Raw genomic sequence first — 13,722 nt, forward strand, 5'->3', positions numbered from 1 at the left:
TGCAGTAACCAACTCATCGCATCTAGCGGACGATCATGGGACGGTGAGGCGCACCCCGTTGCTCGACCCGTTCTGATGGAACTCCACGGCGCGCGGCACGAACCCGGACGGAACGTCGAACAGCAGCACCCCGGTGAAGGACTCCGCGCTCGGCAGCGACTGCACGTTCACCCGCGTCTTCGGCCCCGGCCTGCCCTTGAACAGCATGATCGCGCGACGGTCGCCGCCGTCCGCGTCCAGCAGCCACTGGTTGGCCGGGGCCAGCACCTCCGCGGCCGTGCCGGTGTTGGTCACCGTGACCGTCACCTGGCAGAGCCTGCCCTCCTTCGCGGTGACCCCCTTGACCTTCCCTCCGCACTTCGGCGGCGAGGCCTGGAAGGACATGTCGCCGTCCTTGGCGGGCCGGCCGAACTCCGCCGCCGCCGGCTTGTGCTCGTGCTGGTAGTAGGCCAGGCCGGCGGCCGCCAACGCGGCCACGACCACGAGGCCGGCGACGCGCCGCAGCCAGACCCCGATGCGCACGCGCCGGAGGGCCTTCCGGTCGACCGGCGGCGCGGGAGGGGGCGGCGGCAGTGGCTCGGCGGGACGGGACCACAAGGGCAGGTCCTCGGGGCGCCAGTTCGCGCCGACCGTATGGCTGGCGGCGGCCAGGATGTCGATCGGCGGGTCGGCGGCGGTGCCCGGGACGGCCACGCCCGGTAAAGCAGCGCCCGGTAAAGCAGCGCTCGGGAAGGCGGCACCCGGTAAGGCGGTGCCCGCCGGGACGTCGGGCTGCGTGCCGGGCGCGGAACCGCCGACGAGGGCGAGCAGGAGCTGCTGCGCGGTGGGGCGCATGCCCGGCTCCGGCGACAGGGCCTTGGCCACGACGGTCCGCAGCGGCTCGGCGAGGTCGCCCAGGTCGTACATGCGCTGCTGCGCCCGGTAGGCCACCACCAGCGGGTCGCTGGTCGAGTGGGCGCCGGAGCCGCTGAACGGGTGGCGGCCCGTCCCCGCGAGCGCGACCAGGCAGCCCCAGGCGAACACGTCGCTGGCGGGCGAGACCTGCCCGGTCTGCACCTGCTCCGGGGAGATCCAGCCGGGCGAGCCGACCACGAATCCCGACTTGGTGTGCCCGGAATGCTCCCCCACGCCCCGCGCGATGCCGAAGTCGATCACCCGGGGGCCGGAGATCGACAGCAGCACGTTGGCGGGCTTGAGATCGCGGTGGACGAGGCCCGCCGCGTGGATGGCGGTCAGCGCCGCCGCGACCCCCACCGCGAGGCCGTGCACCGTGCCGGGCGGCAGGCCGCCCTGCTGCTTGATGTGCTCCGACAGCGGCCGCCCGTCGACGTACTCGGTGACGAGGTAGGGGCGCCCGGCGTCGTCTCCGTAGTCGAGGACCGCGGCGGTGCAGAAGGAGGCCACCTGCTGGGCGTGCCGGACCTCGTCCTGGAACCGGGCCCGGTAGCGCTCGTCGGCGGCCATCTCCGGCTTGATGACCTTGATGGCGACCGGGCGCCCGTCCGCGCCGCGCCCGAAGTAGACGGTCCCCATGCCGCCCTCGCCGAGCTTCCCCAGGAGCGGGTAGGGCCCGACGGCGGGAGGGTCTCCGGCGCCCAGGGGGTCGACCCCCGCGGGCAGCCCCTCGCTTCGCATCTCGTCCTGCACCGGGCGCGTACCTCCGGCCCATCGGCGATTCGCTCTGCACAAGAGCCCCAGGGACTCCCCAAGCCCCACAAAGTATCGGACGCGGCCCGCGCGGGCGGGAGCAATGACTTGTACCGTTTGCTGTTTTGAATCGTTCTCGATTTGTTAAGGTACCCTGGGCCTCATGTGCGCATCGCAGACCCCGACCACCGCCGAGGAACTGCGCGGTGCCGGCCTGCGGGTGACCGCCGCCCGCGTCGCGCTGCTGGAGACCGTCCGCGAGGGCGACCACCTCGACGTCGAAGGGATCGCCGCCGGGGTGCGCGACCGCGTCGGCCACATCTCCCTGCAGGCCGTGTACGAGGCCGTCCACGCGCTCACCAAGGCCGGGCTGGTCCGCCGCATCGAGCCGGCCGGGAGCCCCGCCCGCTTCGAGGGACGCGTCGGCGACAACCACCACCACCTCGTGTGCCGCAGGTGCGGGACCGTCAAGGACGTCGACTGCGCCGTCGGGCACCCGCCCTGCATGGACCCGGTCGACGACGCCGGCTACCTGGTCGACGAGGCCGACGTGACGTTCTGGGGCCTGTGCCCCCGCTGCCGCGAGGCCGGCTGACCCCAGCGGCGCCCGACGTGACATGTGACGGCCGGGGCGGGGCCGGGGGGACCGCCCCGGCCGCCGTCATGTCAGGCCCGGATCACCGGGTCCGGTTCACCGGGTGGAGGTGAGGTCGTACCGGTCGAGGTTCATGACCTTGTCCCACGCGCCGACGAAGTCCTGGACGAACTTCTCCTTCGCGTCGTCGCTCGCGTAGACCTCCGCGACCGCGCGGAGCTCGGCGTTCGCACCGAAGACCAGGTCGGCGCGGCTGCCCGTCCACCTGACGTTGCCGGAGGCGTCGCGGCCCTCGTAGGTCTCCGAGGTCTCCGACGTCGGCTTCCACGTGGTGCTCATGTCGAGCAGGTTCACGAAGAAGTCGTTGGTCAGCACCCCCGGCTTGTCGGTGAGGACGCCCAGGGACGACAGGTCGTGGTTCGCGCCGAGGACCCGCAGGCCGCCGACGAGCACCGTCAGCTCGGGCGTGCTCAGGGTGAGCAGGTTCGCCCGGTCGATCAGGAGGAACTCGCCCGGCAGGATGTTCCCCTTGGCGAGGTAGTTGCGGAACCCGTCGTGCGTCGGCTCCATCACCTCGAACGACTCGACGTCGGTCTCCTCCTGCGAGGCGTCGGTGCGTCCCGGGGTGAAGGGGACCGTGATGTCGTGGCCCGCGTCCTTCGCCGCCTTCTCGACGCCGGCGCAGCCGCCGAGGACGATCAGGTCGGCGAGGGAGATCCGCTTGCCGCCGGTCTGCTCGGCGTTGAACGCCTCCTGGACCTGCTCCAGGGTGCGCAGGACGGTCCGCAGCTGGTCCGGGTTGTTGACCTCCCAGTCCTTCTGCGGCGTCAGGCGGATGCGGGCGCCGTTGGCGCCGCCGCGCTTGTCGGTGCCGCGGAACGAGGCCGCCGACGCCCACGCGGTCGTCACCAGCTGCGAGACCGACAGGCCGGAGTCGAGCAGCCGGGCCTTGAGGGCCGCGACGTCGGCGTCGTCCACGAGCTCGTGGTCGACCGCCGGCACCGGGTCCTGCCAGACCAGCGTCTCGTCCGGGACCTCCGGGCCGAGGTAGCGGGCGACCGGGCCCATGTCGCGGTGGGTCAGCTTGAACCACGCGCGGGCGAACGCGTCCGCGAACTCCTCGGGGTTGTCCTTGAAGCGCCGCGAGATCGGCTCGTAGATCGGGTCGAAGCGCAGCGACAGGTCCGTCGTCAGCATCATCGGCTGGCGGTTCAGCGTGCCGTCCTCGGGGTCGGGCACCGTGTTGGCCCCGGCGCCGTCCTTCGGCCGCCACTGCTTGGCCCCGGCGGGGCTCTCGGTCAGCTCCCACTCGTAGCCGAACAGGACCTCGAAGAAGGTGTTGTCCCACTTGGTCGGGGTGGGCGTCCAGGTGACCTCGAGGCCGCTGGTGTAGGAGTCGCGGCCCTTGCCGGTGCCGTAGGCGTTCTTCCAGCCGAGGCCCATGTCCTCCAGCGGGGCGGCCTCGGGCTCGGGGCCGACGTGGGTGTCGGGCGCCGCGCCGTGCGTCTTGCCGAAGGTGTGGCCGCCGGCGATCAGCGCGACGGTCTCCTCGTCGTTCATCGCCATGCGGGCGAACGTCTCGCGGATGTCGCGCGCCGCGGCGATCGGGTCCGGGTTGCCGTTCGGGCCCTCCGGGTTGACGTAGATCAGGCCCATCTGCACCGCGGCCAGGGGCTTCTCCAGCTCGCGGTCGCCGCTGTAGCGCTCGTCGTCGAGCCAGGCCGTCTCGGGGCCCCAGAAGACGTCCTCCTCGGCCTCCCAGGCGTCCTCGCGGCCGCCGGCGAAGCCGAACGTCCGCAGCCCCATCGTCTCCAGCGCGACGTTGCCGGCCAGGATCATCAGGTCGGCCCAGGAGATCTTCCGGCCGTACTTCTGCTTGACCGGCCACAGCACGCGGCGGGCCTTGTCGAGGCTGGCGTTGTCCGGCCAGCTGTTGAGCGGCGCGAAGCGCTGCTGGCCGGCGCCGGCGCCGCCGCGGCCGTCGCTGACGCGGTAGGTGCCCGCGCTGTGCCACGCCATCCGGATGATCAGCGGCCCGTAGTGCCCGTGGTCGGCCGGCCACCAGTCCTGCGAGTCCGTGAGGACGTGCGCGATGTCCTGCTTCACGGCGTTCAGGTCGAGGCTGTTGAACGCCTCGGCGTAGTTGAAGTCCTCGCCCAGCGGGTTGGTCACCGGCGGGTTCTTGGCGAGGAGCTTCAGGTTGAGCCGCTCCGGCCACCAGCCGCGGTTGCCGCCGCCCTGCGTCGGGTGCGGCGCGCGCGAGTGCGCGACCGGACACTGGCCCGCGCCCTCCTGGGCCTGCTCGGGGGTCGGCGTGACGACTTCATTGTTGTCGGACATGTGGTTCCTTCCAGGACTACGCGAGGTTGGCGGACGAGGAACTCTGGGCGGTGGAGCAGTCGGGGCAGAGACCCCAGTAGATGACCTCGGCCTCGTCGATCGTGAAGCCGCTGTCATCGGGGGCGGCCAGGCAGGGCGCCTCGCCGACGGCGCAGTCTGCGTCGGCGATGGCCCCGCAGGACCGGCACACGATGTGGTGGTGGTTGTCGCCGACCCGGGCCTCGTAGCGGGCGACGGAGCCGGACGGCTGGATGCGCCGCACCAGGCCCGCCCCCGTCAGCGCGCGCAGCGAGTCGTAGACGGCCTGGTGGGACACCTTCGGGACGTCCCGGCGCACGGCGTCGATGATCGAGTCCGTGTCGGCGTGCGGATGCGCGTGCACCGCGCTCAGCACCGCGACCCGGGGCCGGGTCACGCGGAGAGCGGCCCCGCGCAGCATCTGCTGGTATTCCACGGTCGTGGCCACGTCCGACAGGTTGCCCCCTTTTCTTGAATCAGTCAAGTGTTTGCAGCACCCCACTTCTTGACCGGCTCAGCTAGCCGACCGCGCAAGCCCCGCCGCCCGCCGCCCGACACCGGCCATCGCCCGACCCCGCCACGACCAGCACCGATCACCGAAACGGACCCGTGACGAAGCCTGGCGATCGGACGCGAAGTTCACGGGACCAGGCGGGCCCAGATCCACTTGCCGCCACCCGGATCCTGGGTGGCACCGCAACGCGCCGACAGGGCCTGGACGATGTGCAGGCCCCAGCCCCCGTTGTCGTCGAACGCCTCCTCGGTCAGGTCGAGGTCTTCGAGCGTGAGCCGCCGCAGCGGCTTCGCACGCGGCACCCCGGCGCCAGAGTCCCAGACGGCGATGACGATGCCCTGCGCGTCCCGGCTGAGCTGGAAGCGGATCTCCTTGCCCGGCGTCTGGCGAGCCGCATTCGTGATGAGTTCGGAGGCGACAAGAAGTGCATCGTCGAGAATATGGAAATAGTCCCATTTGCGCATCCATGCGTCCGCCAGAGTACGCGCGAGCCCCACCGTGGCCGGCGTCCCGAGCAGGGGAATGATCAAATCCCCCGTCTCCGTCATCACCATCGTCCCCACCCTTGTCGCAGTTTTGGATTTCCCGTGGCAAGGGTCACTGACCTGTCTTAACTTTGGGTGTATCAACGCGAACTCAAAACAGGAGGGGCTATGCCCAAGGCCCGCGAACCTCTCGACCCAAAGATCTCGATGGGCCACTTCCTCGCGTACTACCTGCGGTTCGTCCGCGAGCAGGAGGGGCTGTCGCTCACCCAGTGGGGCAAGGTCATCGGACTCGCCCGCTCGAGTGTTTCGAACATCGAGGCAGGGCGTGCCCGCCTCCAGGAGGACTACGCCCGACGTCTGGACGTGAAGTTCGAGACCGGCGGCCTGTTCGAGCTGCTGCTCTGGTACTCCCGCATGGCCCACGACCCGAACTGGTTCAAGCAGTACAGCGAGCACGAGCGGCACGCGGCCGAGATCAAGGTCTTCCACGGGCAGGCCATCCCGCTGCTGCTTCAGACCGATGACTACACGAGGGCCTACGGCCGCCTCAGCACGGCGAGGGATCGTGAGGCGGTGCTGGCCGGACGGATCGCTCGAAAGCGGGCAGTTCTGGAACGGGAAGACCCGCCCTACATCTGGGCGCTTCTAGATGAGGCCGCCCTGGCCCGCCGGGTCGGGGGAGCGAAGGTCATGCGGCCGCAGCTTGAACACCTCCTCGAAATGGCCGACCGCTGGAACGTGATCCTTCGAGTGGTCCCCTTCTCGGCGGGCGAACACCTCGGTTCGGAGGGATTCTTCCAGCTCATCGGCCTGCCAGATCGAGACGTCGCTTATGCGGGTGCACAGGGAGGCGGACGCTTGATCGACACGCAAGACGAGTTCAAGGGCTTTGCTGATACGTTCGAACGTATCGGCGCAAAGGCCGACTCCCAGGACGCCTCGCGCGAGTTGATCAAGAAGTACTTGGAGAGTTACCCATGATCATCCAGTGGCGCAAGAGCTCGTACAGTGGCACCGCGAATGACGATGTGTGCGTTGAGCTGGGACGACTCGCGCCAGGGGCGGGCATTGGCGTGCGCGACTCGAGGAACCCGGAGGCCGGGCACCTCACCCTCACGTCCGCGCAGTTCACGGACCTCGTTAGCCAGATCAAGCAGCATCCGGAGCGATAGGCCATGACCGTCCAGTGGCGGAAGAGCTCTCACAGTGGCGGCGCGAACGACGAACAATGTGTTGAGCTGGGACGACTCGCGCCGAGGGTTGGCATCGGCGTGCGGGACTCGAAGAACCCGAACGGCGGGCACCTCACCCTCACGTCCGCGCAGCTGACCGACCTCATCAGCCAAATCCAGCAGCATCCGGAGCGATAGGCCATGACCGTCCAGTGGCGGAAGAGCTCTCACAGTGGCGGCGTGGACGACAAGCAGTGCGTTGAGCTGAGACAACTTGTGTCCGGGGTCGGCGTGCGGGACTCGAAAGACCCGGACGGCGGCCACCTCACTCTCACACCCGCGCAGCTCACGGACCTCGTCGGCCAGATCAAGCGCCACACGGGGCGGCAGGCATGACAGTTCAGTGGCGCAAGAGTTCCCGCAGCGGCGGAGCCAACGACAATCAGTGCGTTGAGCTGGGACGGCTTGTATCCGGGATCGGCGTGCGGGACTCGAAGGACCCGGACGGCGGGCACCTCACCCTCACGGGCGCGCAGCTGAACGACCTCATCGGCCGGATCAAGCGCCACGCGGCCCGCTAGCCCCCACCGGCCCGAGCCGTCCGCTCCGGACCGTCGCTGGGCTCGAACCCGGTTGCCGGCCGAGGTTGAGCCCCGCTCCTTCGTGTCCTCGCACCTGCTGGCTTGCGTCTCGCGTGCGCTGGCGTTGGGTGGCGGGGACGTCCTAGGCCGATCTCTGGTGCGGGCGCGACGGTCCGGGGCTTTGCCCGGCTCGGCAGGCCGGGGCGCACCTGATCGGCGTCGACTTCTCGTCCGTTGCCGTGGCCAACGCCTGGCGACGCGTCGCGCTCCGACTGCAGCGGCTGATCCCGGCAGGGCGATCTCACTGGCACCGGGCTGCCGGACGCCTGCGGCCCTCGCGGGGCTTCAGGGCGAGGCGCGCGCCGCCGTTGTCCCCGCCCTTCCGCGCACATAAGAGTCGACCGCGGCTTTGACCGGGATCTACTTTGCGGAGGTTTGGGCCACAAATGGTGCTGGTGAAGTTTGCATTTGCCGAGGCCGGGTGTGGCCTGAACGTAGGTGACGCGCAAGGGGGGAAGAGATGACGAAGACCAAGATCCCAGAAGACGCGGAGGTCAAGACGCCCAAGCGTCGGCACCGCGTGTTTCCCTGGGTCTTTCTGGCGGTCCAGGCCATATTCCTCGTCTGGATCATCGTGGGGGCGAACTCCGGCGGGGACTGTCCGGCGGGACAGCAGGACGCCTGCGACGCGGGGACGACGATTGGCGTCGGGCTCATTATCGGGCTGTGGGTGGCGGTGGACGTCATCCTCGCGCTGACGTACCTGGTGTTCCGGCTGTTCCGCAAGTGACACAGCGGGGGCGTCGGGGGTGTCTTATCCGCGGGCTACTTTGAGGGCATGTTCGAGGGGTTCGAGGAGTTCGACGTCGCGACGCCGCAGACGACGATCCACGGTGTCCGCGGCGGGTCCGGGCCGCCGGTCCTGCTGCTGCACGGGATTCCCGAAACGCACCTGATGTGGCACCGCGTCGCGCCGGGCCTGGCCGAGCGGTTCACGGTCGTCGCCACCGACCTGCGCGGGTACGGCGCCAGCGGAAAGCCGCCCAGCGGCCCCGACCACGAGCCCTACCGGATGCGGGCGATCGCCGCCGACCAGGTCCAGGTGATGGCGGCGCTGGGCTTCGACCGGTTCGCGGTGGTCGGCCACGACCGCGGCGCCCGCTGCGCCTACCGGATGGCGCTCGACCATCCGGCGGCGGTCGACCACCTGGCGGTGCTGGACGTGGTACCCACCGGCGAGGCCTACGGCCGCGCCGACGCCGAGTTCAGCCTCGGCTTCTGGGTCTGGTCGTTCCTGGCGGCCCCGGAGCCGGTCCCGGAGCGGATGATCGCGGCGGCGCCGCACGTCCTGGTCGACCACATGCTCGACGCCTGGTCCGAGGTGCCCGGCGCCTTCCCCGACGAGGTGCGGGCCGCCTACGCGGCGGCCTTCACCGATCCGGACACGGTCCATGCCATCTGCGAGCAGTACCGTGCGGCCGCCACCCTGGACGTCGCCGACGACCGGGCCGACCGGGGCCACCGGCGCATCGGCTGCCCGACCCTGGTGCTCTGGAGCGCCACCGGCCCGCTCGGGCAGTGGTACGACCCGCTCGGCATCTGGCGGACCTGGGCCGCCGACGTGCGCGGCGCGCCCGTCCGGGCCGGCCACTTCCTGCCGGAGGAGGCACCCGAGGAGACCCTCCGCCACCTGCTGGAACTGCTGGCCTGAGCCCGCTCCCGGCCGCAATGAATTCATTCGCCGGGCCAAAGCGGAGCGATAAGTTTTCACTGGAATTCGTCCAACGACTCCCGTACCCCTCGATGCGTTTACACGGGAGCGCACATTGACCCGAAGCGGTCATTTACGGGGGGTCGCAAGGGCGCCTACCAGGCACGAATACCAATGATCACTCTACCTCTTCTCCGTGGCGTGTACCAGGGTCCGGCACGGGTAAGGCAGGCACCCTCTTCGAAAGAGACGCAAGGACGAAAGAGAGGAATGCGTCCATGAAAAGAGCTGCCTTTCAGCTGTCCGCGATCGCGATCGCGCTGGTGACGGCCCTGGCCCTCGCCATCGCACCCGCCTCGGCACGCCAGCAGGCGACGCCGGCCCCGCTCGCCAGCATTCCGGTCACCGGGACCGCTGACGACGGGTCGACGTTCACCGGGACGCTGGTCCCGTCGGCCTTCACCTCCGAGGGCCGTCAACTCAACCTCGACGGCACGCTGAGCGGGACGATGCGCAACGCGGCCGGCGCCACCACCGGCACGGTCGACGCGACCCCGGTGACCGTGCCGGTCGCGCTGCCCACCGCGACGTGCCCGATCCTGCACCTGACGCTCGGCCCGCTGGACCTGAACCTGCTCGGCCTGAAGGTGCACCTCGACCGGGTCGTCCTGGACATCACCGCGATCTCCGGTCCGGGCAACCTGCTCGGCAACCTGCTGTGCGCGATCGCCGGCCTGCTCAACGGTGTCGGCGACATCGCCGGGCTCCCCGCGCTGATCGCCCAGCTGAACGCTCTGCTCGGCCTGACCGGCTAGCTTCCGGTCGCCGGCCTGGGCGGGCACGGTCCCCTGGCGGGGCCCGTGCCCGCCCGCCGCGTTCGGGCCCTCGGCGCCGAGAGTTCACCGAAGGCAAATAGACATCGCTGTTTGACTGCTACTACATTCGTGGCATGCCCCGTGAATCGGCGCGGACTCCGCAGGACGTGAGGACGCGGTGAGCCGGTTCGGCGGGAGCGTCCGCGTGGTGCTGCGACTGGCGCGGTACGAGGCGCGGGCCGGGCGCGCGCTCGCGGTGGAGCCGGGGCATCTGCTCATCGGGCTGAGCAGGCTGACGCGTCCCGACCAGGCGGAGGTCTTCGCCGCCGCGGAATCGGTCCCGGTCGATCTGGAGGCCCTGCGCGCGGACGCGGGGCTGGTGCGCGAGCGCTTCGCCGCCGCCAGCGTCGACCCGGTGGAGTTGCGCGGACGGCTGCGCACGCTGCTCGCCTCCACCGTCGCGGGCCCGATGGCCGAACGGCCGCCGCATCGCAGCCGCGAGTCGTACGACGCGTTCGGCCGGGCCGCGCAGCTCGCCGAACCGTCCCGGGCCGGGGCGCCGCATCTGCTGCGGGCGATCGCCGAACGGCCCGACCGGTGGTCGCGGAAGGCGTTCGCCGATCTGGACGTCGCCGACCCGCTCGCCGCGCTGTTCCCGGAGCTGGGGCACGGCACCCCTCGCGAGCAGCAGCAGCAACCGCCGCCGGAGCGCGAGCTGAAGCTCCTCGGCAGGTACGGCCGGGACCTGACCGCGCTGGCCCGCCGCGGCCGGCTTCCCGAACTGATCGGGCGGCGGGACGAGCTGCGCCGCCTGGCCCGCGTGCTGGTGCGGCAGCGCAAGGCGAACGCGGTCCTGGTGGGGCACGCGGGCGTCGGCAAGACGTGCGTGGTGGAAGGGCTCGCGCAGCGGCTGGTCGCGGCGGACGCGCCCGCCGCGCTGGCCGGTTCGCGGCTGATCGAGCTGTCGATGTCGGCGCTGGTCGCGGGCACGAAGTACCGGGGCGAGTTCGAGGAGCGGATCCAGGGCGTCCTGGAGGAGGCGTCCGGGGCCCCGGAGGTGATCCTGTTCGTCGACGAACTGCACACGGTGCTCGGCGCGGGCGGGCGCGGCGCGTCCGACGCGGCGAACATCCTGAAGCCGGCGCTGGCGCGCGGCGAGCTGCGCTGCGTCGGCGCGACGACGCCGCAGGAGTACCGGCGCCACATCGAGCCGGATCCGGCGCTGGAACGGCGGTTCGAGGCGGTGTGGATCGAGGAGCCGACGCGGTCGGAGGCGGTGACGATCCTGGGCGGCCTGCGCGCGCGGCTCGCCGCGCACCACGGGGTCGGCATCGATCCGGACGTCCCCGCGGCGGCGGTCGACCTGGCCGTCCGCCACCTGCCCGACCTGCGGCTGCCGGACAAGGCCATCGACCTGGTCGACCAGGCGTGCGCGGCCGCGCGGATCCGGACGCTGAGCCCGGAGGACGGGCCGCGGGAGCCCGCCCGGATCGGCCGCGCCGAGGTGGCGGCGGCCGTGGCCGAGCGCGCCCGCCTTCCGCTGGAGCGGGTCGAGGCGGACGAGGCGCGCCGCCTGCTCGGCATGGAGGAGCGGCTGCGCCGCCGGGTGGCCGGGCAGGACGAGGCGGTCCGCGCGGTCGCCGAGACGATCCGCGCGTCGCGCGCGGGCCTGGGCGACCCGGACCGTCCCGCCGGGGTGTTCCTGTTCGCGGGCCCGACCGGGACGGGCAAGACGGAGCTGGCCAAGGCGCTCGCGGAGTTCCTGTTCGACGACGAGCGGCGGCTGGTCCGCATCGACATGTCGGAGTACAAGGAGCGGCACGCGGTCTCCCGGCTGCTCGGCGCGCCGCCGGGGTACCTCGGGCACGACCGGGAGGGCCAGCTCAGCGGGCCGCTGCGGGACCGTCCGCACAGCGTCGTGCTGTTCGACGAGATCGAGAAGGCGCATCCGGAGGTCCTGGACCTGTTCCTGCAGATCCTCGACGAGGGCCGGCTGACCGACGCGCGCGGGCGGCGCGTCTCGTTCACCGACGCGGTGATCGTCATGACGTCGAACCTCGGCGCGTCCGGGCCGGCGCCCGCCACGGCGAAGCGTCCCCTGGGGTTCGCGCCCGCCCCGGCCGTCGTGCGGGACCGGTCCGGGACCGAGACGGTGATGGCCGCGCTCCGCGAGAGCCTGCGCCCGGAGCTGCTCGGCCGCATCGGCCGGATCGTGGTGTTCTCGCCGCTGGACGAGGCCGCGCGCCGGCAGGTCCTCGACAAGGTGCTCGATCGCGTCCGGGACCGGCTCACGGACCGTTCGATCACGCTGCGGCTGACCGGCGACGCCCTCGACCTGCTGCTGCGGCAAGGCGACGCCGCGAGGTCCGGTGCGCGGGCGCTGGAGCAGGCCGTCGAACGGATGCTGGTCCAGCCGCTGGGCCGGGAACTGGTGGCGGGCCGGATCGCGGACGGCTCGCGGCTGCTGGTCGGCGCCGCCGGTGAGGAACTGGTCTTCGCGCCGGGTGGGGAGGACCGTGAGTAGCACGAGGCGGATGGCCCCCGCCGTCACGCTGACGCTGGTCAAGGGGCGGCTCGACCGCAAGGAGTTCGTCTTCGACGAGCGGGCGACCTGCGTGCTCGGCCGCTCGTCCGACTGCTCGCCGCGCCTGCCGGACGACGAGCACCACCGCGAGGTCTCCCGGCACCACTGCCTCATCGACATCAACCCGCCGGCCGCCCGCATCCGCGACTTCGGCAGCCTGAACGGCACCTACGTCAACGGCCGGAGGATCGGCAAGCGGGAGCGGCACCAGACGCCGGAGGAGGCCGCGCTGCTCGCCTACCCGGAGCACGACCTCGCCGACGGCGACGAGATCCGGCTCGGGGACACCGTGTTCCGCGTCGGCATCCACGCCCCCGGCCCCGCCCCCGGCACCGGCGACGGGCCGAGCGGCGACGAGCTGTCGCCGCCCTCCCTCGACCCGGCGGACATCGCCGCGCTCCTCCAGGAGATCGCGCGCGGCGAGAACGCGGCGCTGATCCCCGGCTACACGATCCTGCGGGAGCTCGGACGCGGCGGAATGGGCGCCGTCTACCTGGCCCGCGACGACGCCACCGGCGCCGAGGTCGCCCTGAAGCTGATGCTGCCGAGGGTCGCGGTCAACCCCACGTCGCGCGCCCGCTTCCTGCGGGAGGCGGAGCTGACCAGCATGCTGCGCCATCCGAACATCGCCGCCCTGCACGACCTCGGGTCGTCCGGCGGCGTCTTCTACTTCACGATCGAGTACTGCACGCGCGGCAGCCTCGACCGGCTGGTGTCCCGCCGGGGCGGGCGGCTCCCGGCCGGCGAGGCCGTCCCGCTCATCCTGCAGGTGCTGGACGGCCTGGAACACGCGCACGACCAGGGCGTGGTCCACCGCGACCTCAGCCCGTCCAACATCCTGCTGCACGAGGCCGACGCCGGGACCCTGGTGGCGAAGGTCGCCGACTTCGGGCTGGCGAAGGCGTTCGACCAGGCCGGGCTCAGCGGGCTCACCAGGACCGGTGCGACCGCCGGGAAACCGGTGTTCATGGCGCGCCGGCAGGTCATCGACTTCAAGAACGCCGCACCCGCCGTGGACGTCTGGGCGGCGGCGGCCTGCCTCTACCACTCGCTGAGCGGCGCCGTCCCGCGCGACTTCCCGCCCGGCAAGGACCCGTGGCGGATCGTCCTGCAAGCGCCGCCGGTGCCGCTGCGCGAGCGCGCGCCCGACGTCCCGAGGGCCCTGGCCGACGTCGTCGACACCGCGCTGCGCGAGAAGCCGGCGTTCGGGTTCACGACGGCGGCGCAGTTCCGGGACGCCCTCCTCGCCTGCTGAGA

Annotated in this window: 15 protein-coding genes; 11 read left to right on the forward strand and 4 right to left on the reverse strand. The window is 71.5% G+C overall.

Going from position 1 to position 13,722, the window contains the following annotated elements; all coding sequences use genetic code 11:
* Positions 1-33: 33 nt before the first annotated feature.
* Positions 34-1,647: a serine/threonine-protein kinase gene (locus ACA514_RS42090; RefSeq protein WP_375047068.1), complete on the reverse strand. Its 1,614-nt coding sequence runs from the start codon at positions 1,645-1,647 to the stop codon at positions 34-36.
* 163 nt (positions 1,648-1,810) lie between these two features.
* Here ACA514_RS42090 and ACA514_RS42095 point away from each other — a divergent pair, with 163 nt between their 5' ends.
* Positions 1,811-2,242 (forward strand): Fur family transcriptional regulator, encoded by a 432-nt coding sequence (locus tag ACA514_RS42095; protein ID WP_375047069.1) that lies wholly within the window; start codon positions 1,811-1,813, stop codon positions 2,240-2,242.
* Positions 2,243-2,338: 96 nt separating this feature from the next.
* On the opposite strand, the gene katG is transcribed toward ACA514_RS42095, so the two are convergent.
* The 3 genes from katG to ACA514_RS42110 all read right to left on the reverse strand — a co-directional run bounded on the left by katG (position 2,339) and on the right by ACA514_RS42110 (position 5,668).
* Positions 2,339-4,582: a catalase/peroxidase HPI gene (gene katG, locus ACA514_RS42100; protein ID WP_375047070.1), complete on the reverse strand. Its 2,244-nt coding sequence runs from the start codon at positions 4,580-4,582 to the stop codon at positions 2,339-2,341.
* A gap of 16 nt (positions 4,583-4,598) precedes the next feature.
* Positions 4,599-5,021 (reverse strand): Fur family transcriptional regulator, encoded by a 423-nt coding sequence (locus ACA514_RS42105; RefSeq protein WP_375047104.1) that lies wholly within the window; start codon positions 5,019-5,021, stop codon positions 4,599-4,601.
* Positions 5,022-5,239: 218 nt separating this feature from the next.
* Positions 5,240-5,668, reverse strand: a complete 429-nt coding sequence (locus ACA514_RS42110; protein ID WP_375047071.1) for an ATP-binding protein — start codon at positions 5,666-5,668, stop codon at positions 5,240-5,242.
* A gap of 99 nt (positions 5,669-5,767) precedes the next feature.
* Between ACA514_RS42110 and ACA514_RS42115 the strand changes: the two genes are divergently transcribed.
* From ACA514_RS42115 to ACA514_RS42160, 10 genes are all read left to right on the forward strand, one after another.
* Entirely contained in the window at positions 5,768-6,583 is an 816-nt protein-coding gene (locus tag ACA514_RS42115) for a helix-turn-helix transcriptional regulator (RefSeq protein WP_375047072.1), read from the forward strand.
* Positions 6,580-6,774 (forward strand): DUF397 domain-containing protein, encoded by a 195-nt coding sequence (locus tag ACA514_RS42120; RefSeq protein WP_375047073.1) that lies wholly within the window; start codon positions 6,580-6,582, stop codon positions 6,772-6,774. Before ACA514_RS42115 ends, ACA514_RS42120 begins: the two co-directional genes overlap by 4 nt.
* A 3-nt stretch (positions 6,775-6,777) precedes the next feature.
* Positions 6,778-6,972 carry a DUF397 domain-containing protein gene (locus ACA514_RS42125; protein WP_375047074.1) on the forward strand — a complete coding sequence of 65 codons (195 nt, stop codon included), beginning with the start codon at positions 6,778-6,780 and terminating at the stop codon, positions 6,970-6,972.
* 3 nt (positions 6,973-6,975) lie between these two features.
* Positions 6,976-7,170 carry a DUF397 domain-containing protein gene (locus ACA514_RS42130; protein WP_375047075.1) on the forward strand — a complete coding sequence of 65 codons (195 nt, stop codon included), beginning with the start codon at positions 6,976-6,978 and terminating at the stop codon, positions 7,168-7,170.
* Positions 7,167-7,355, forward strand: a complete 189-nt coding sequence (locus ACA514_RS42135; protein WP_375047076.1) for a DUF397 domain-containing protein — start codon at positions 7,167-7,169, stop codon at positions 7,353-7,355. Before ACA514_RS42130 ends, ACA514_RS42135 begins: the two co-directional genes overlap by 4 nt.
* Before the next feature lie 520 nt (positions 7,356-7,875).
* Complete coding sequence (locus tag ACA514_RS42140) at positions 7,876-8,145, forward strand: hypothetical protein (protein WP_375047077.1); 270 nt, start codon at positions 7,876-7,878, stop codon at positions 8,143-8,145.
* A 48-nt stretch (positions 8,146-8,193) separates the two neighbouring features.
* Complete coding sequence (locus tag ACA514_RS42145) at positions 8,194-9,066, forward strand: alpha/beta fold hydrolase (protein ID WP_375047078.1); 873 nt, start codon at positions 8,194-8,196, stop codon at positions 9,064-9,066.
* 278 nt (positions 9,067-9,344) lie between these two features.
* The gene (locus tag ACA514_RS42150; RefSeq protein ID WP_375047079.1) at positions 9,345-9,881 is read left to right on the forward strand and encodes a hypothetical protein; all 537 of its coding nucleotides are present in this window, start codon (positions 9,345-9,347) and stop codon (positions 9,879-9,881) included.
* A gap of 205 nt (positions 9,882-10,086) precedes the next feature.
* A complete protein-coding gene (locus tag ACA514_RS42155) occupies positions 10,087-12,405 on the forward strand; it encodes an AAA family ATPase (protein ID WP_375047080.1) in 2,319 nt (772 codons plus the stop codon).
* The gene (locus ACA514_RS42160; protein ID WP_375047081.1) at positions 12,398-13,720 is read left to right on the forward strand and encodes a protein kinase; all 1,323 of its coding nucleotides are present in this window, start codon (positions 12,398-12,400) and stop codon (positions 13,718-13,720) included. The genes ACA514_RS42155 and ACA514_RS42160 overlap by 8 nt, the downstream gene beginning before the upstream one ends.
* The last annotated feature ends 2 nt before the right edge of the window (positions 13,721-13,722 follow it).

This window comes from Actinomadura sp. NTSP31, assembly GCF_041951385.1.
In the GTDB taxonomy this organism is placed as follows: Bacteria; Actinomycetota; Actinomycetes; order Streptosporangiales; family Streptosporangiaceae; genus Spirillospora; species Spirillospora napierensis.

Coding starts and splice junctions, on each gene's coding strand:
- ACA514_RS42095 (WP_375047069.1), top strand. CDS start 1,811: ATGTGCGCATCGCAGACCCCGACCACCGCCGAGGAACTGCGCGGTGCC.
- katG (WP_375047070.1), bottom strand. CDS start 4,582: ATGTCCGACAACAATGAAGTCGTCACGCCGACCCCCGAGCAGGCCCAG.
- ACA514_RS42105 (WP_375047104.1), bottom strand. CDS start 5,021: ATGCTGCGCGGGGCCGCTCTCCGCGTGACCCGGCCCCGGGTCGCGGTG.
- ACA514_RS42110 (WP_375047071.1), bottom strand. CDS start 5,668: ATGGTGATGACGGAGACGGGGGATTTGATCATTCCCCTGCTCGGGACG.
- ACA514_RS42115 (WP_375047072.1), top strand. CDS start 5,768: ATGCCCAAGGCCCGCGAACCTCTCGACCCAAAGATCTCGATGGGCCAC.
- ACA514_RS42120 (WP_375047073.1), top strand. CDS start 6,580: ATGATCATCCAGTGGCGCAAGAGCTCGTACAGTGGCACCGCGAATGAC.
- ACA514_RS42125 (WP_375047074.1), top strand. CDS start 6,778: ATGACCGTCCAGTGGCGGAAGAGCTCTCACAGTGGCGGCGCGAACGAC.
- ACA514_RS42130 (WP_375047075.1), top strand. CDS start 6,976: ATGACCGTCCAGTGGCGGAAGAGCTCTCACAGTGGCGGCGTGGACGAC.
- ACA514_RS42135 (WP_375047076.1), top strand. CDS start 7,167: ATGACAGTTCAGTGGCGCAAGAGTTCCCGCAGCGGCGGAGCCAACGAC.
- ACA514_RS42140 (WP_375047077.1), top strand. CDS start 7,876: ATGACGAAGACCAAGATCCCAGAAGACGCGGAGGTCAAGACGCCCAAG.
- ACA514_RS42145 (WP_375047078.1), top strand. CDS start 8,194: ATGTTCGAGGGGTTCGAGGAGTTCGACGTCGCGACGCCGCAGACGACG.
- ACA514_RS42150 (WP_375047079.1), top strand. CDS start 9,345: ATGAAAAGAGCTGCCTTTCAGCTGTCCGCGATCGCGATCGCGCTGGTG.